Annotated in this window: 17 protein-coding genes; 6 read left to right on the forward strand and 11 right to left on the reverse strand. The window is 58.1% G+C overall.

The window, feature by feature from the left end; translation table 11 throughout:
- The first annotated feature begins 10 nt into the window (after positions 1 to 10).
- From G5171_RS08610 to rlmM, 5 genes are all read left to right on the forward strand, one after another.
- On the forward strand, positions 11 to 2,152 hold the full coding sequence (locus tag G5171_RS08610) for a methyl-accepting chemotaxis protein (protein WP_421260053.1): 2,142 nt from the start codon (positions 11 to 13) through the stop codon (positions 2,150 to 2,152).
- A gap of 284 nt (positions 2,153 to 2,436) precedes the next feature.
- On the forward strand, positions 2,437 to 3,357 hold the full coding sequence (locus G5171_RS08615) for a transcriptional regulator GcvA (RefSeq protein WP_005338622.1): 921 nt from the start codon (positions 2,437 to 2,439) through the stop codon (positions 3,355 to 3,357).
- Positions 3,350 to 3,979, forward strand: coding sequence for an alpha/beta family hydrolase (locus G5171_RS08620; RefSeq protein WP_421251317.1), 630 nt, complete (start codon positions 3,350 to 3,352; stop codon positions 3,977 to 3,979). Before G5171_RS08615 ends, G5171_RS08620 begins: the two co-directional genes overlap by 8 nt.
- Before the next feature lie 51 nt (positions 3,980 to 4,030).
- Positions 4,031 to 4,417 (forward strand): DUF423 domain-containing protein, encoded by a 387-nt coding sequence (locus G5171_RS08625; RefSeq protein ID WP_421251316.1) that lies wholly within the window; start codon positions 4,031 to 4,033, stop codon positions 4,415 to 4,417.
- Positions 4,410 to 5,504 carry a 23S rRNA (cytidine(2498)-2'-O)-methyltransferase RlmM gene (rlmM, locus tag G5171_RS08630; RefSeq protein WP_139405780.1) on the forward strand — a complete coding sequence of 365 codons (1,095 nt, stop codon included), beginning with the start codon at positions 4,410 to 4,412 and terminating at the stop codon, positions 5,502 to 5,504. Before G5171_RS08625 ends, rlmM begins: the two co-directional genes overlap by 8 nt.
- Before the next feature lie 80 nt (positions 5,505 to 5,584).
- Here the strand turns inward: rlmM and G5171_RS08635 are convergent, their stop codons facing one another.
- The 7 genes from G5171_RS08635 to queF all read right to left on the reverse strand — a co-directional run bounded on the left by G5171_RS08635 (position 5,585) and on the right by queF (position 14,763).
- Positions 5,585 to 6,043 carry a hypothetical protein gene (locus G5171_RS08635; protein ID WP_421260054.1) on the reverse strand — a complete coding sequence of 153 codons (459 nt, stop codon included), beginning with the start codon at positions 6,041 to 6,043 and terminating at the stop codon, positions 5,585 to 5,587.
- A 117-nt stretch (positions 6,044 to 6,160) separates the two neighbouring features.
- A complete protein-coding gene (locus G5171_RS08640; protein ID WP_005349723.1) occupies positions 6,161 to 7,168 on the reverse strand; it encodes an isocitrate dehydrogenase in 1,008 nt (335 codons plus the stop codon).
- 159 nt (positions 7,169 to 7,327) lie between these two features.
- Positions 7,328 to 8,128, reverse strand: a complete 801-nt coding sequence (gene xni, locus G5171_RS08645; protein WP_421260055.1) for a flap endonuclease Xni — start codon at positions 8,126 to 8,128, stop codon at positions 7,328 to 7,330.
- 135 nt (positions 8,129 to 8,263) lie between these two features.
- Positions 8,264 to 9,619 (reverse strand): nucleotide 5'-monophosphate nucleosidase PpnN, encoded by a 1,356-nt coding sequence (gene ppnN / locus G5171_RS08650; protein ID WP_236279851.1) that lies wholly within the window; start codon positions 9,617 to 9,619, stop codon positions 8,264 to 8,266.
- 148 nt (positions 9,620 to 9,767) lie between these two features.
- The gene (locus G5171_RS08655) at positions 9,768 to 11,378 is read right to left on the reverse strand and encodes a GGDEF domain-containing protein (protein WP_005343715.1); all 1,611 of its coding nucleotides are present in this window, start codon (positions 11,376 to 11,378) and stop codon (positions 9,768 to 9,770) included.
- Positions 11,379 to 11,457: 79 nt separating this feature from the next.
- Complete coding sequence (locus G5171_RS08660) at positions 11,458 to 13,737, reverse strand: hypothetical protein (protein ID WP_421251315.1); 2,280 nt, start codon at positions 13,735 to 13,737, stop codon at positions 11,458 to 11,460.
- Positions 13,738 to 13,914: 177 nt separating this feature from the next.
- Entirely contained in the window at positions 13,915 to 14,763 is an 849-nt protein-coding gene (gene queF, locus G5171_RS08665; RefSeq protein WP_421251314.1) for an NADPH-dependent 7-cyano-7-deazaguanine reductase QueF, read from the reverse strand.
- Positions 14,764 to 14,967: 204 nt separating this feature from the next.
- On the opposite strand from queF, the gene syd reads away from it, so the two are divergent.
- Positions 14,968 to 15,516, forward strand: a complete 549-nt coding sequence (gene syd, locus G5171_RS08670) for a SecY-interacting protein (protein WP_421251313.1) — start codon at positions 14,968 to 14,970, stop codon at positions 15,514 to 15,516.
- 92 nt (positions 15,517 to 15,608) lie between these two features.
- Here syd and G5171_RS08675 read toward each other — a convergent pair whose 3' ends face one another.
- The 4 genes from G5171_RS08675 to G5171_RS08690 form a co-directional block, all read right to left on the reverse strand.
- Positions 15,609 to 16,394, reverse strand: coding sequence for a Zn-ribbon-containing protein (locus G5171_RS08675; RefSeq protein WP_216979331.1), 786 nt, complete (start codon positions 16,392 to 16,394; stop codon positions 15,609 to 15,611).
- 3 nt (positions 16,395 to 16,397) lie between these two features.
- Positions 16,398 to 16,694, reverse strand: coding sequence for a DNA-binding protein (locus G5171_RS08680; RefSeq protein ID WP_216979330.1), 297 nt, complete (start codon positions 16,692 to 16,694; stop codon positions 16,398 to 16,400).
- An 83-nt stretch (positions 16,695 to 16,777) separates the two neighbouring features.
- Positions 16,778 to 17,014, reverse strand: coding sequence for a DUF2789 family protein (locus G5171_RS08685; RefSeq protein WP_337072508.1), 237 nt, complete (start codon positions 17,012 to 17,014; stop codon positions 16,778 to 16,780).
- A 74-nt stretch (positions 17,015 to 17,088) separates the two neighbouring features.
- Entirely contained in the window at positions 17,089 to 17,388 is a 300-nt protein-coding gene (locus tag G5171_RS08690; protein WP_337072509.1) for a DUF3301 domain-containing protein, read from the reverse strand.
- Positions 17,389 to 17,455: the final 67 nt, after the last annotated feature.

Genomic DNA, 17,455 nt, shown 5'->3' on the forward strand with positions numbered 1-17,455 from the left:
GAATATTGGCATGAGCGCTCTTTCTGTCCAGGGTCGGATTACCCTGATCGCCGGTTGCTGTCTGTTGGTGACAGCCGCCGCTCTGGTTGCCTCTTCGATTTACAACGCGAACAAGATGCAACAGCAGGTGCGGCAAGCCACCATGCACGAGGCGCAGCAGTCTGCCGAAAACTGGATGAAGGCGATGGGCTCGGAGCAGGCGGCCAAGGTGACCAGCTATCTCGATGAGGCCTATTTCCGCGCCAGTTTGCTGGCGGAGAGCGTGTTGTTCCAGCGCAAGAATGCGGCCGAGAACTTTGTCCATTCGGAGGCGCTGCGCAGCGCCGTCAATCAGCAACTGCACGATGCCGTTGCCTCATCGACCAATCTGCTTGGTGTCTATGCGGTGTTCGAGCCTGACCAGCTGGATGGGGAAGACAGCAACTATCAGGGCTCAACGGCGCTGGGTTCCAACGACAAGGGGCGTTTTTCCAGTTACTGGGCCTATGACAACGGCAATATAGAGCCGGAAGTGCAGAATGAGGATGTACTGGCCGATGAGAGCCCGACCGAGGCTGGTGGAATCGAAAACGAGTGGTATCGCTGCAGTATTCGCACCCGTGCCCTCTGCCTGCTGGAGCCCTATCTGGACGATGTGGGCGATAAACAGATATTGATGACCTCGGTGACGGTCCCGCTACTGGAGCAGGAGACCTTGCTGGGGATGGTCGGGGTCGATATCTCGCTGGCCACTTTGCAGAGTCTGGTCAGCACCATGGACAAGGAGCTCTATGAGGGCAAGGGCAGAATCTTGCTGGTCAGTCACGAGGGGCGCGTGGCGGGAGCCGATGAGTTCGATGTGACCATGGGGCGTGGGCTGGATCAGAAGTATCAGGGGCTGGCCAGCGAGCTGAAAGGCTGGCTCAGTCAGGGTCAGGAGCTGACTCGTTGGAGCAGCGATGGCACCCTGTTGCAGACCTTTGTCCCGGTATCCATGCGTGGCACCGACCGTAAATGGGGCATCTACATTGAATTGCCACGGGCCGTAGTGCTGGCCTCGGCCCAGCAACTGCAAGATGAGCTGGCCAGTGAGGCCAATCGCAGCGTGGTTTCGCAGTTGTCAATCGGGGTGCTGATCTCGCTGGTGGCCCTGAGTTTTATCTGGTTGATGGCGCGCCAGATTGTGGCGCCCATCCGCGCTGTAGTTGCCCGCCTCAAGGATATCGCCAGTGGTGAGGGGGATTTGACCCAGCGTATCGAGATCCAGCGGCAAGACGAGATCGGCGAGCTGGCCAAGTGGTTCAACAGCTTCCTCAACAAGTTGCAATCCACCATCAGTCAGGTGATTGATACCGTCTCCGGTACGCGCAACAGTGCCGAGCGAGCCGCGCAAGTGGCCGAGCGCACCAGCAGTGGCATGCAGGCCCAGTATCAGGAGATCGATCTGGTGGCGACGGCATTTGAGGAGCTGAGCGCCACGGCGTTGCAGGTCTCCGGTAATGCCGGCTCGGCGGTGGCGGCCGCCAACACCACTGACGCTGCAGCGCAAGAGGGCAAATATGTCGTTGCCGACACCCAGGAGGCGATGCGCAAGCTGATGACCATCATCAACGATGCCCAGCCGGTGGTGGAGCGGCTCTCGGCCAACAGCGACAACATCAATGACATTCTCACCGTGATCCAGGGTATTGCCGAGCAGACCAACTTGCTGGCGCTCAATGCGGCCATCGAGGCTGCGCGGGCCGGTGAACAGGGTCGTGGCTTTGCCGTGGTGGCCGATGAGGTGCGTAATCTGGCCGGTCGCACCCAGAATGCCATCGTCGAGATCCAGACTCTGATCAGCCAACTGCAATCCGGTACCGGCGCCGTGGTCAAGGCGATCCGAGATGGTCATGGTCAGGCTGACGAGACGCTTGCCAAGGTAGATCTCTCGGTACAGGTGCTGGAGCAGATTATCCAGTCGGTCTCCACCATCCATCAGATGAACGAGCAGATTGCCCGGGCGGCGCAGGAGCAGAGCCGGGTGGCGGACGAGATCAACCGCAACGTCAGCAACATTCGCGATGTGAGCCACACCATTCGGGCCGAGGCGGCGACCTCCGCCGAAAATGGTCGCGAGCTCTCTGCGCTGGCGGACAAGCAGCAGCAGCTGGTGGGGCAGTTCAAGGTATAGAAGGGATGAAAAAAGGCGCCATCCAGCTGGAGGCGCCAAACACATTCAGATGACAGACTGGGTCAAACCGGTGAGATTTGAGCCCCTCTTCCCGCAGAGGAAGAAACACAACACCACAATCGCAGTCGAAAGACTCACTAAAAACACATGTAAACCAACACGTAGTAGAAAATGTGAGCCATATGACGACTGATTGCTGGGCGAATTATGTTTATTCACTGGTCGACCCGCAACCGACAAATTATAATGCGCCCCATTAGAAAAACTCATCGTCGGCTGGTGTCATGTCTCGTCGTTTACCCCCGCTCAATGCCCTCAAGGCCTTTGAAGCAGCGGCTCGTCACTTAAGCTTTACCCGCGCAGCAGAAGAGTTGTTTGTGACTCAGGCTGCCATCAGTCACCAGATCAAGGCGCTGGAGGAGTATCTTGGCATCAAGCTGTTCCGCCGAAAAAATCGCTCCTTGTTGCTGACCGAAGAGGGGCAGGGCTATTTCCTGGATATCAAGGACATCTTTGCCTCCATCTCTGAGGCGACCGACAAGCTGCTGGCCCGCAGTGCCAAGGGGGCGTTGACTGTCAGTTTGCAGCCGAGTTTCGCCATCCAGTGGCTGGTGCCGCGGCTGGTCAAGTTCAGCGAGCGCCACCCCGATATCGACGTGCGGATCAAGGCGGTCGACCTGGATGAAGGCTCCCTCACCGACGATGTTGATGTGGCTATCTACTACGGGCGCGGCAACTGGCCGGGTCTGCGCTCGGACAAGCTCCATACCGAATACCTGATCCCGGTCTGCTCCCCCTTGCTGCTGACCGGGCCCAAGCCACTGCGTACGCCGCAGGATTTGACCCTTCATACTCTGCTGCACGATACCTCCCGCCGCGACTGGAAGGCCTGGTTTCGCCAGCTAGATATTGATGCACCCAACGTCAATCAGGGGCCCATCTTCAGCCACTCTACCATGGTGATCCAGGCGGCGATCCACGGCCAGGGGGTGGCGCTTGGCCACAGCGTGCTGGCACAACCCGAGATTGAGGCTGGCCGCCTCATCTGTCCGTTTGAGCAGGTGCTGGTGAGCAAAAATGCCTTCTATCTGGTTTGTCAGGAACAACAGTCGGATCAGGGCAAGATCGTAGCCTTCCGCGACTGGATGCTGGAGCTGGTGGAGCAGGAAGAGGCCCGCCGCAGGGCAAGGCTCGCCGATGCCTGATGTGATCCGCGAGGGGGCTGTTGATGCCCCCGTTCGCATTTTGCTGGCCCACGGGGCAGGCGCGGGGATGGATCACCCCTTTCTTGCCGAGTTGTCACGCCTGCTGGCCGGGCCGGATATCGAAGTGGTGCGCTTCAACTTTCCCTACATGGCCAAGCGAGCACAGGATGGCAAGCGCCGCCCGCCTGACAGGGCGCCTGTGCTGCTTGCTCATTGGCGCGACATGATCCGTGAGTTTGCCCATCCACGGCTGTTTCTGGCGGGCAAGTCGATGGGCGGGCGGATGGCGGCGGAACTCTATCGTGAAGGCGAGGGTGAGATGAATGCTGCAGGATTGCTCATTCTCGGGTATCCTTTCCACCCTCCGGCCAAGCCCGACAGCTGGCGAGGCGAGGTACTCAAGCATATTGCAGTGCCAACCCTGCTGTTGCAGGGGGAGCGCGACATCTTCGGTAGTCGCGCCGAACTGGCCGATTTCCCCTTCTCACCCGCCGTATCGGTCCATTGGTTGACCGATGGTGATCATGGTTTCAAACCGCGTAAAGCCAGTGGCGTGAGTGAGCAGGATAATATGCAGCATGCAGCGGCGGCCATCAGCCATTTTGTGGCCCGGCACGGATAGCACGAGAGGGTTGGCTTTATTGCCAGCCTCGATGAGAGAGGGAGAGTGAGGATGCAGATCCATCGACATTGGCTGATACTGGCCGGTCTCTTCGGGTTGACGGCCACCATGCTGGGGGCTTATGGCGCCCATGGATTGGCGGCGACCGGCATTACACCCGAGCGTCTGGCGGCGTTCAATACCGCCGTGCAATATCAGTTTTTTCACGCATTGGCCCTGCTGGTTCTGGGCTGGTGTGGTGTGTGCAGCAAGGTGATCCACCTGGCTGGCACCGCTTTTGTGCTGGGGATCATCGGATTTTCCGGCAGTATTTACGCCATGGTGCTGCTTGGCAGCAAGGGGCTGGGATTGATTACCCCGGCCGGTGGCCTCTGTTTTATGTTGGGATGGACGGCCCTGATCTGGGCCGGCTGTCGTCTTGGAGGAAAAAATGAATAATCTGCTGCTTTATTGCCGCCCCGGTTTTGAGAAAGAGGCGGCTGCAGAGATCACCGAGCGTGCCGGTAACATGCAGTGCTACGGTTTCGCCCGGGTCAAGGACGACAGCGGTTATGTGATCTTCGAACTGTATGACGAGGAGCAGGCGGACCTGCTGGCTCGCAAGCTGCCATTCCGGGAGCTCATCTTCATCCGCCAGATGCTGGTGGTCACCCATGAGCTGAAGGAGCTGGATGTCGCGGACAGGATCTCCCCGATCCTTGAGGCGGTGAGTGACTACACCATTTGCGGCGATCTGCGGGTCGAAACCGCGGATACCAACGAAGCGAAAGAGCTGTCAGCCTTCTGCCGCAAGTTCACCGTGCCGCTGCGTCAGGCGCTGCGCAGCAACGAGATCCTGACCAAGAAGGAGACGCCGAACCGTCCGGTGTTCCACGCCTTCTTCATGGCCAATGATCACGTGTTGCTGGGTTACTCCTACTCGTTCAACAACTCCGGATTCCACATGGGGATCCCGCGCCTGCGCTTCCCGGCAGATGCGCCGAGCCGCTCCAGCCTCAAGCTGGAGGAGGCGTTTTACGTGTTCGTGCCGCGGGAAGAGTGGGATGTGCGTCTCTGCTCAGGCATGAAGGCGGTGGATCTGGGCGCCTGCCCGGGTGGCTGGACCTATCAGCTGGTGCGCCGTGGCATGATGGTGACGGCGGTCGACAACGGCATGATGGCCCAATCCCTGATGGATACCGGTCAGGTCAAGCATATCCGGGATGACGGTTTCGTCTGGCGTCCGAGCAAGAAGAACACCTACTGGCTGGTGTGCGACATGGTCGATAAACCGGCGCGGGTCGTTCACATGATTGCAGACTGGTTCCGTGAGGGCGACTGCCAGGAGGCGATGTTCAACCTTAAGCTGCCGATGAAGAAGCGTTATGCTGAATCGGTACATAATATCGAAGTGCTGCGCGAGATGCTCAAGGAGATCGACAACGCGTTCGTGATCCAGGCCAAGCAGCTCTATCACGATCGAGAAGAGATCACCGTGCATGTTTACAACAAGTACTGGGTCTCCAAACTCGAGCCCAAGGCGTGATGTAGCCGTTCAGCCCGTACGATAAAAACCAAGACCGACAGGGAACCCTGCCGGTCTTTTGCTATTCAGGGCTCAAAAAATCAGAAACGGTAATCGAGGCGCAGGGAAGATTCGTCGTCGGTCACCTTGATCTCTATCTGCAGCGGGATGGTTTTGTCGACCGGATTGAATTGCATCTTTATCCCGTCTCCTCTCAGCCTGAGGGCGGTGTTCATTCCGCCAGCCTTAAACTTGACCTTGGGTCTGAAGCGTTCGACCGACAGACTGACGCTCTTTTCCGGGGTCAGATTAAGCTGCGGGTAGGAGGTGATCTTTTGATTACCAAAGTTGTCGGTGGAGACTTCAATACCAAACGACAGGGGGTTGGGGGCCTTGAGCAGGTCGTTGGTATCCAGGCTTGAACGCCATACCTCGGTGGCAGTCCGTTTTTCCTGCTGCGGCAGTTTGGCGGTTTGGGTCTGTTGATCCTGCTCGAAAGCACTGGCAGTACCACAAACCAGCATCAGACCCGAAACCAGATAGCACCCGTATCCCTTCATGAAAAACACTCCCTGTTCTTCTTCTCTATTGAACATAGTTGCTGTTCGGGGAGTGGCAAAGGATTCGGAAATATAAAAAAGGGAGCAGAAACTCCCTTTTAAAATCAATGAATTAACTCACAGACGATCGATGATGGCCTGGGTGAATTCGCTGGTGGAAGCCGTGCCACCCAGATCGCGGGTGACCCGATCACCGGATTCGATGGTGGCTCGTACTGCTTCGCGTATCCGCTCTGCTTTATCCTGCATGCCGAGGTACTCCAGCATCTGGATGGAGGCGAGGATCACCGAGGTCGGGTTGGCGATATTCTTGCCAGCTATGTCAGGCGCAGAGCCGTGGACCGCTTCGAAGATGGCCGCGCCATCGCCGATGTTGGCGCCGGGCGCCATGCCAAGGCCGCCAACCAGACCGGCGCAAAGATCCGAGAGGATATCGCCGAACAGGTTGGTGGTGACCATGACATCGAAACGCTCCGGATACATCACCAGATTCATGCAGGCGGCATCGACGATCATCTCCTCGCTCTGGATATCCGGGTAGTGGCTGGCGATTTCACGGGCCACTTCGAGGAACAGGCCGGAGGTCGACTTGAGGATGTTGGCCTTGTGGATGATGGTGACCTTCTTGCGCCCTTCCTGACGGGCCAGCTCAAAGGCGAACTTGACGATGCGCTCGGCCCCTTCGCGGGTGATGATGCTCATCGCCTCGGCACTCTTGTTGTCATCACTGCGCTTCTGGCCTGCACCCGAGTACATCCCTTCGGTGTTTTCACGCACCGTGATGATGTCGATGTTGTCGTAACGGCTTCTGGTGCCCTTGAAGGAGATGACCGGACGCACGTTGGCGTAGAGGTTGAATTTCTTGCGCAGGGAGACGTTGATGGAGGTAAAACCGCCGCCGACCGGTGTGGTCAATGGCCCTTTCAGGCTCACCTTGTTCTTCTCAATCAGATCCAAGGTAGCCTGGGGCAGCAGCTCGCCATGCTTCTCGAGGGCAACCAGACCCGCATCAGCGTATTCGTACTCAAAGTCACAGCCCGCATGGGTCAGGATCTGGATGGCTGATTCAATGATGCTGGGGCCGATGCCGTCGCCGGGGATCACGGTAATTTTTCTTTTGGACATGAGAGGGTTCCACTTCCAGGGTATAGGGGAGGATGGGGCTGCTTTATAGCATTTACTCAGCAAACCAACCACATTCCTTTACATTCTACTCACTTTTATCAACAGCGAGGGTGAGTCTCGTCATGGTTCACGCCCTTGTCTGCATTTTTGTTCGGCCATTTAGTCCGGCTGGGGCGGGTAGCGGATGTCCCGCAGGTTGAATCCTAGTGGAATATCCCGCTGCAAGCGCACCAGCCGCTGGGTCAGCAGGGCCTCATCCTGATGTTGGCGCAGCTTGATCAGTGGCTTGGCGGCGTCCTCTTGCTGGCAGGCCTCGAGCATGGCTGCCAGATTGCCATATTGCTGCAACAGCTGGGTGGCGGTCTTGGGGCCAATCCCCGAAACCCCCTTGATATTGGAACCGCTGATACCGGTCAGGGCCCAGAAGTCGACCAGCTGAGCAGGGGTTACCCCATATTGCTGCTGGACGAAGGCCGCATCCAGCCAGCGCTTGTTGAAGTAGTCGCGCACCCGGATCTGCTGGCAGATCAGTTGGCAGAAGCCCTTGTCGGTGGAGATGATGGTCGCCTGATGGCCATGGCTGGCGATGCCACTGGCGAGGGTGGCGATAAGGTCATCCGCTTCATCGGTCTCGGAGAGCAGTGCATCGACACCGCACTCCCAGAAGGCATCCTGCAGGGTCGCCAGCCCTTCACGCAGTTCGGGGGGCATGGGAGTTCGCCCCTCCTTGTAGGCCGGATAGACCTCTTTGCGCCAGCTATGCACCTCGCCATCAAACACGGCAATGACATGGGTTGGCTCGCTATTGGCCAGCAGCTTGCGGCAGGTATTGATAAGGTTGGCGCGGGTTGCAACCAGCGCCTGGGCAGGGGTCAGTGCCTGTTGGGCCTGTACCGCGTGCAGACGGCGAATGAGATTGAGGGCATCGATGATAAGCAGGTGTGGCCGGATAGTTGACATGGGGCACTCTTGGCGGTCGGGACGCCCCATTGTAACAAACCGCTCGCCTTATGGGGGATTGATGGCGGTCGGGAAGGCATAGCGCCAATAAAGAGGGGCGCCGCTGCGCCCCTCTGTCGATGATGTATCTGTACCCTAGCGGACGATTTCGTAGCAGGGCACATACTGGCTGCCCGGCAGCTTCATCCGCTGCTGCTTGACGAAGCTCTCCAGCAGTTTGTCCATCAGGTGCATCAGCTCCTTGTCGCCGTGCAGCTTGAAGGGGCCCTTCTTCTCGATGGCGCGAATGCCCCCTTCCTTGACGTTGCCGGCGACGATGCCGGAGAAGGCACGACGCAGGTTGGCGGCCAGCAACTGGGGCGGCTGGTTGCGGTGCAGATCCAGACTGGCCATGCTGGCGTGATCCGGTTCGAAGGGGAGCTGGAACTCCGGCTCAATCTTGAGGGACCAGTTGAAGGAGTAGGCATCACCGACCGATTTGCGGTATTCGCGGATTTTCGGCATCGCCTCCTTCATCACTCGAGCCACTTCCGGTGCATCGCCGACAATGATCCGGTAGAGCCTGGTCGCCGGTTCACCGAGGGTCGCCTTGATGAAGTCGTCGATGGCACGGAAGTAGTCGGCACTCTCTTTCGGGCCGGTCAGGATGATGGGCATCGGCTGCCGCTCGTTGGCCGGATGCATCATGATGCCGAGCAGATAGAGCAGCTCTTCGGCGGTGCCGACCCCGCCCGGGAAGATGATGATGCCGTGGCCGAGGCGCACGAAGGCTTCAAGTCGCTTCTCGATATCCGGCAGGATCACCAGCTCGTTGACGATGGGGTTGGGCGGTTCGGCCGCGATAATGGAGGGCTCGGTCAGGCCGATGTAGCGCCCGTTGCGCACCCGCTGTTTGGCATGGCCGACGGCGGCCCCTTTCATCGGGCCCTCCATGGCGCCAGGGCCACAGCCGGTACAGATGTTCAGCTCACGCAAGCCCAGTTCACTGCCCACGGCGCGGGTGTACTGGTACTCGATCTCGTTGATCGAATGGCCACCCCAGCAGACGATCAGGTTGGGATCGGCGCCTGGCAGAATCACCTTGGCGTTGCGCAGGATGGCGAACACCACATTGGAGATATGGGTGGAGTTGGTCAGATTGACCTGGCGGTTGGATTCGAGCTGATTGGAAACATAGAGAATGTCGCGCAGCACCGAGAAGAGGTGCTCCTGAATGCCGCGAATGATCTCGCCATCGACAAAGGCGTGCTCGGGGGCATTGAACAGTTCCAGCTTGACCCCGCGCTCGCGCCGGATCACATGAATATCGAACGATTTGAAGCGCTCCAGGATCTCCTTGGAGCTGTCGGTATGGCTACCGGAATTGAGCACTGCCAGCGAGCAGTTGCGAAACAGTTGATAGATATCGCTGGAGGCAGTCTGCTTGAGGCGATCCACCTCAAGCTGTGACAGCAAATCCATGCTGCCAACGGGATTGATGTGCGTAATCATAGGTTCCCCTTTACTCACTTGTTATCGTTGTGTTTTTTCCCTGGGGAGAAAAGGGATGCTATGTTGCATCCCCTGAGTTCGATAGTAGTGGTAACAGAGGGGGGAGGGAAATAGGGAGACGACTGTTCGCTGTTTTTTTAGCCACCACTCAGGCCAGTGTCACTTGATCCCGACCTGCGTTTTTGGAGTGGTAGAGCGCCTTGTCGGCCCGTTCGAACACATCGGAGGGGTTGTCACCATCCTTGAAGAGGGTAGCGCCGATGGAGATGGTGATCTCCACCTTGGCATCGCGAAAACGGAACGGGATGCTCTTGATGGTCTGGCGCAGGGTCTCCAGCGGCTTCTGGAACTTGTCAGGGTTGATATTGGGCAGCAATACCACGAACTCTTCACCGCCGAAACGGGCGATGAAGTCGGTGTCACGTAGTGCACTCTGCAGCGCCTTGGCGACGACCTTCAACGCCTTGTCACCGGCCATGTGGCCATAGTTGTCATTGATGTTCTTGAAGTGATCGATATCGATGATCGCCATACAGAGCGGGGTTCGGTAGCGCAGCCAGCGTTTGTACTCCTGCTCCAGACGCTCGTCGAGGGCGGCCCGGTTGTGTACCTGGGTCAGGCTGTCGAGGAACAGCTTGTGCTTTTGAATGGTAAGGCGCTTCTTGTATTCGGCGGTCTCATCCTTCATCAACCTCAGTTTGGACTCCATGGTGGAGAGACGGGTGAGCAGGTGGCGTTCCCGTGCAGCGGTACTTTCCCGTTCTTGCAGCAGCAGATTGATGGCACCCATATGGCCGGAGATGGCACGCTTGAGCGCATCGATGGAGTTATGACTGGCCAGCGAGTGGTCGATGGCCTGCAGTTCGCAGACCAGAGCTTCGCGAGTTTCACGGGTTTCATTCTGTAGTGCACGCCCTTCGTCGAGGGATTCGGTAAAGCCGACATGCACTGCTGACAGGCTCTCGTTGAGGGAGCTGAGAAAGGCGCGTGAGGCTTTGCGCTCCTCGCGGGTGCCCTCGATGATAAGTTCGATGACCTGCATACAGGTCTCTGCCAGCATGGCAGGATTGATGCCGATTAGCAGTTGACGGCGGATATCCCCGAGGCTCTCGCCAATTGAGCCGGCGAAATCAAGTTCGGTGATGAGCCGCTGCAGTTCGTCTGCGATACGCGCATGATCTTTGAGATCAAACGTTTCAGCATCAGGTTGAGGGTCACAACCGGGCTCGCTCTCTTGTTGGGGAGCTGAAGATCCTGACAGTGGCTGGCTTGGCAGCAGCTGGATCTTGATTGCCTGCTGATAGAATTCAAGCAGGCGAATCACCTTCTTTTGATGATCTGCAATACCATAGCCGGCGGGGCTTTTCAGAAATTCCTTGAGGGATTTTCGGGTCTCTTCCGGGAAGCCCTTGATGGTTTTTAGCTGTTTTGAGCCGAGATCAATGGCTGCCTGGGTCAGGGTGAGCGACTCTTCCAGTGCATTGCTGTGTTGCTGCAGCAACTTCTCGATGGCAAGTAGCTCTGTATCCAGAGAGGTGAATGCGGGATTGCTATCCAGTCTCTGCTTGAGTTTGGCGAAGCGATTATCCAGCTCGCGATCGAAGCCGCGGCAAGAGAGCATCAGCTTGTTGATAAACTGGATGCCACGAGCTCGTTCTGCGTCGGAAAAGGAGAGAACGCCGTCGAGCTCCAGCTGTTTTTGCTGGAGGGATTCCCTGAGCCTGGCCAATTGTCCTGCTACGGCAGCGATGTCATTCATTATCAGGTCGCCCTGTTGTCATTATTGTTTTTGGTGTTGGATAGCAACAGTGGCCGAACCCGAGGTTGAGCGTCGTCTGTCATCTATTTGCCGGCTGGCCTTCAGCCGCTTGCATCCTTGCGAGGCTGGGCCAGTTAACCCATTGCTTTTCATGAGAAGAATTGACTTTTACCAGCCCCTTGTCAATTGCCATCAAGCCGCATTGCCACACATCCCCATTAAAAAATGCAGCCTGCTGGCAATCGATGGCGGCGAGCTCCAGCCAGGCGTTTTGCCGGTATTTTTCACTGAGCTGAATGGCTCCCGACAGGGCGAGATAGCAGAGGTCAAACAGGCCATTGTGATCGAGTGCGGTCGCCGCCTTGGGCAGGAAGGGGTGGCTGACAATCCCCAGGCTTATCTGGCGATCCAGTGCGTATTGGCAAGGGAAGGCGGCGACGGCGGTTAGCAGGTCTCCCGCAAGTTGATGCAGGTTTGTCACGTGGCGCTGCGGCACAACGTAGAGCATGTGCCCTTCCCGCAAGTCATAGATACGGCCATCTTGCGGGGTCAGGGTATCCATATAGATGCCGAACGCCTGCTCGATTTCACGGCTGACCTGATAGCCGTGGCGCTCGAGGGTGTTGACCATAAAGGGCACCCTGAACAACAGGTAGTGCAGCTTGTCATCGAATTCGCTGTGCTCTTCGCTCAGATACCAGCGCTCCGATTTCAGCTGGCGTTTTGCCATCTCTCGTGGCCAGCGATTCATCAGCCGCTGCCAGTTGGCAAGTCCGGAACGGGGTTCGATCAGCAGGGCCTCGCCAGTGCGTTTCAGTTGCAGACGGGCGGTACGCAATTTGAGCCAGAGGGTGAAGAAGAGATAGATGAAGAGCGCCAGCAGCAGGCTGGTGGTAATGCTCGACCAGAGATAGCGCTCCTGCTGGTGCTGGCTGTTGTTAAGCTGCTGCTCCAGCTCCTTGATGTGTTGTACCCGTTCAACCTGGACATAGTTGTCGCGGATCGCAGCCTGCTCCTGATCAATTTCCTGCTGGCGAACCTCTTCTCCCAAACGATGGAAGCGCTTGTAGCTGTCGAGGGCCTGGTGCAGGTATCCCTTCTGCTCATACGCAAGTGACAACAGACGGAATACTTCGTACTGGCGGCGAGAGTCGCCTACCTGATTGGCCAGTGCCCGGGCATTTTCCAGCTGCAGGATGGCGATGGCCGCCTCCTGCTTCTTCAGATAGAGCTCGCCGAGCAACAGCAGGGTATCGATCAGCGGCTCTTTGGCATCGCCCAACTCGTGGGACTGCCGGGCTGCATTGAGGTAGTTGCCGGCCAGCGAGAGGTTACCGCTTTGCAGATAGGTTTTGCCAATCTCGTACTTGAGCAGAGAGGCCTGCGGCCGACTGCTTCCCTCATCGAGCAAATCCAGCGCATTGAAGAAGTAGACCAGCGCCATATTGAGGTCGCCCTGATCACGGTTGAGTCGGGCCAGCACGATAAGTGAGTCGCATAGCAGTGACGGATTGCCGATGGAGTGAAAATAGTTGGCCGCTTCATTGGCATATTGCAGCGCTTTCTGGGGCTCCTGCTCTTGCTGATAGAGTTTGACTATCTGGTTGGAGAGCAAGCCGAGAAAGAGCGGGTCGTTGAGATTCTTGGCCTGCTGCTGGGCATCGATATATTCACCCAGTGCCAGCTGGGGTTGTTGCAGCACACGATAAAGGTCGCCGCTGATGGCGCTGACCCAGGCGCTGGCAAGAGGATTGGCGGCTTTGGCAGCCCAGATCCTTGCATCCGCCAGATGGGTCTTGGCGTCTTCAAGATGCTGATTTTCAATCTCGTAGCTGGTGCGTTGCAGGCGGCTATAGATCTGTAACTGGCTCTGTTTGAGGTCGGGACGGGCCAGCTGTTCGTCCAATTGTTCCAGCAGGATACGGCTGTTGTTCTGGCCATCTTGCCTTAGCCCCTGGCTACGGATTTTGAGATAGAGGGCGTGGGCCTTGAGTTCGGGTTGGCGTTCTCTCTCCGCCAGCTCCATCGCCTTGTCGAGGGTTTGCTGGGTAGCTTGATATTGGCCAAGCTGGATTCGGCACTCCCCTTCAAGCAGGTGTGCTCCGATGGTTTGCGAAACGGTGCTGTAGCTGAGCAGAGGCTCGCGATAGCCGAACTCCTGACGATTACTGATGATTTGCTGGGGATTATTGGCCGCACGCGTCAGAAAGGCGGAGGTGATCTGAACACATCTGGCAGGGTCGGTCAGCACCAGTGATTGGGCCTGTTGCAGATCCAGGGATAGTTGCTCCTTGTCCAGATCCAGATTTGGAGCGGACAGAGAAGACATCATCATAGCCAGAAAAAACAGTTGATTCATTGGATTAAGGACGGCGCAGAGGTGTTGGCATGTTATCCAAGCCCACCCCTGCGAGTCCAGCGTTTACTGATGGTGTACTAAGGCTCCTTTGTAGCCAGGTGCATCAAGGTGCCAGCAGGGTTGATATAGCAGGGTGCTCGGGTGTGATACCGGGCAGCCCTTTATCAACCTCTGCTCTTATTGACGGATCAGACGCAGGTTGGTGGGCACGGCTTCGAAATCGGAGCGGAACGGGTTGATGTCGAGGCCACCGCGACGGGTATAGCGGGCATAGACGGTCAGCTGCGCGGGCTGGCAGTAGTGTTTGAGGTCGATAAAGATCCGCTCGATGCACTGCTCGTGGAACTCGTTGTGCTGGCGGAACGAGATGAGGTAGCGCAGCAGCTTCTCCCGATCGAGTTTCGCCCCCTTGTAGCGGATCACTACGGATCCCCAATCCGGCTGGCTGGTCACCAGACAGTTGGATTTGAGCAGGTGGCTGTGCAGGGTCTCCTCTACCTGCTCGTTACCGGCTGCCCCTTGCAGCAGGGATGCATCAAACTCGTAATGGTCTACCTCGATATCCTGCTCATCGATGCACTCGCCAGGCAGCAGGGCAATCTGGTGCGGCGCCTTGTCGAGTGGGAACAGGGTGACCTTGACGGTCTCGCCCGCATAGGCACTCAGATCCTTGGTCAGCATGGCGGCGACTGCCTCGATAGAGTCGCAACGGGTCTGGTTGAAGGAGTTGAGGTAGAGCTTGAAGGATTTGGATTCGATCAGATTTGCACTGGTGGCCGGAATGGTCACTTCACCCACCGCCACCATCGGCTTGCCTTTGGCATTGAGCCAGGAGAGCTCATAGAGGGTCCAGACATCGCAACCGCTAAAGGGCAGGTCATCGCTCAGCTGGAGATCATCCCGGTTCAGGCTGCGGGGAACCGGCTGCAGCAGGGAGGGGGTGTACTGGCTGATGTAATCGGATTGCTGGCCCAGGCTCAGGCCGGTCAGGGCGCTGGCCCCGGCGTATCTATCTTGTTTGCTCACAGGGTTGCTCACGTAATCTGTTCATGATGAGTGGAATGAAACGGGCCATTGCAGGACCGGATGGTTGCAGCCGTTTGGCTTGGGCGTCGGCTTCTCTGTATCCCGGGTTCTGTTTCCCGGGTCACAAGGTCGGCTGGCAACCTTGTCTGTTACCGGGTTTGGTGGTGCAATAGCGGACTTTGCCAGCAATTGTGGGGATTTTCGATGTCGGATCAAGTTTTGTCTGCCTTGGAGCACTTTTTTGCCCGCTGGCAACGGGATGGCGAGGCCAGACGAGGCCTGCCCCTGTGCGAGTGGGAGGCGGACTGGCGTTCCCCCTGCCAGCTTGGGGAGCCCGCCGATGGTCGGGTTGCCTGGCGTCCTCACCATCGCTCCGAGCCTGCCGACTTTACAGCCATGGCCGATGCCCTTGAGCTGACGATTCATCCCAGCGCTATCGCCCTGTTCGGGCACTGGTTCAGCCGCCCCATCCCCTGCCTTTTCAAGGGGCTGCGCCTTGAACTGATCCTGCCGTGGAACGAGGCGGATCTCGACCTGCTCAAGGAGAACCTCATCGGTCACCTGCTGATGCTGCGCAAGCTAAAACGAACCCCCTCCATCTTTATTGCCACCACCCGCAACGAGATGACGCTCATCTCGCTGGATAACGAGAGTGGTCAGGTGTGGCTGGAGTGGCTCGATTCCGGCCGTCGGCTGCCGTTGGCTCCCTCCTTAGCTGCGTTTCTGGAGCGGCTGGAGACGTTGCCGCAATAGCACCTGCTTGAGCCAAGGTTACCCATCGGAACGAAAAGAGCCTTGCCATGCGGCAAGGCTCTTTTTTATGGGGTTGCGTACAGGGAACGCGCTTAATCCTTGAAATCCCAGGAGAGGTTGGAGACCAGACGGCAGCTGTCGCACTTGAAGTCGAAGATCTCGTGCAGCGGCGCTGCCAGCGCCCACTCACCGCCACAGCTTGGGCAGGGGCGCGCTTTCTCGTCGGCGGCACTCAGCCCGCCTACCCGGTAGAGGTAGTAGTAGGTGGGGATGCCGCTCAGCACTTCCAGCCGTTTGGCCAGATCGCTGCCGCGCCGGTAGAGGCGGCTGCCCACTTCGCCGATTTCGTGCAGTGCCGCATGTTCGGCGATAGAGCCGTTCATCTGCAACTGATCGCACGCTTCCCAATCCTCTTGCCACTTGATGATCTGTTTCTGATCGCCGTTGGCGACCGCGGGTAGTTGGTAGAGCGGAATGGGGGCGAAGTGGTCGCCACAGCGCAGCGGCGAGCAGGTGTGCAGGAAGCTGGTATAGAGCAGCATCCAGCTCGGCCGCTCGCCCTGCTGGCCACAAGGGTCGGTGCTGTCGGAGAGCAGGTCCGCCCCCTGCAGCTGGAGTTTAGGCGCCAGCAGCCCGGCCTGGTTGAGCTGATGCTCGGCCAGTTTGACCTGCTCGCTCTGGTTGTCCGGATGCAAACTATCCTGCTCCGGGCAGACCACCCGACTGACGAAATAGCCGTCGTGCATGCTGGTGGGGAACTCCCGCCCGAGGATCTGACCCTGATAACGCAACATGTCGAGGTAGTTGACGATGGCCCGCTCGGCTTCGCCAAGGGAGGTATCGCGGTAACACTCAAAGCAGAGTTCGACGATATACATGGTTCAGCTTTGCCCCTGCTGGATGAGCAGATCGGTCAGGCGATCCACCTTCTGTTCGATGCGCGCGAGCTGCTCGGCGAGTTGCTGCAGGGTGAGCGGCGGTGCTGGCTGGGGTGCCGCTTCGGGCAGGCTCTCGCTCTCGGAGGTCGCGACGGGCTGCTGCTTCCACTGGCTCAGCACTTTCAGCAGCTCGGCCATCGGCACAGGCTGGGTGAGGCGGGCCTTGATCATGGCGGTAGTGGGCGTCAGGCCCTTGGCGGCCAGCTCGTTGGCAATTCGGATGATCTCGTGGGCGGACATAAGCATGCTCTGGGTGAGAAGGAGGGATCGATATCGGGGCGGGATCTTAACCAAAGCCGACAGGGGAGGAAAGGGGAGGGCGGCTAGCGGGGCTGGCGCAGCATCACATCGAGCTGGTCGATCGCTTCGCACCAGTCGGAGTCGTTCCACAGGGCATCGCGCAGAAAGCTGGCTTGGGCGGCGTTCCAGAAACCGGCCTCCGGCAACAGGGTTTCATTGTCGAGGTGATGGTCGTGCACAAAACGGTGCAGGCTCAGCTCGTCATTTGCCATCCCTAGCTGGGCAAACAGGGCTGGCAGATCGTGGATAAGGGGTTCCATCTCGTCTCTCCCTTTGTTTAATCCCTGAGATTATAGACAGGCACAGCCTCTGGGCGCAGAGACGAGATTGGGGATCAGGCAGAGGGGATGCGATGGGGTGGCAGATCAACGCCCACGACGTGCAGCCCCTGCATCTTGAGGATGCCCTGATAGTGGCTCTCGCCATCGCTGGAGAATTCAAATTGATAGTGGGTCAGCAGCCGCAGGGGATGGCGCGCCAGCTCCCGCCGATGGCGAGCCAGCGACAGCAGTTGCAGATCATGGTGCTGGCAGTAGCGGCGCATGTATTGCCAGGCAACTTCTGCCTGTTGGCGTTGCAGCCAGAACAGGCCGGCTACGGCAATCAGCAACAAAATTCCGAGCATCTCTCCCATAGGCGGGCTTCCTTATCGTGAGGTCGATAACCGGGAGTCCTGCTCGGCACTCCCGATCTTCTTTTCT

Origin of the sequence: Aeromonas sp. 600774 (assembly GCF_049175075.1) — a bacterium.
Taxonomy (GTDB): Bacteria; Pseudomonadota; Gammaproteobacteria; order Enterobacterales; family Aeromonadaceae; genus Aeromonas; species Aeromonas veronii_A.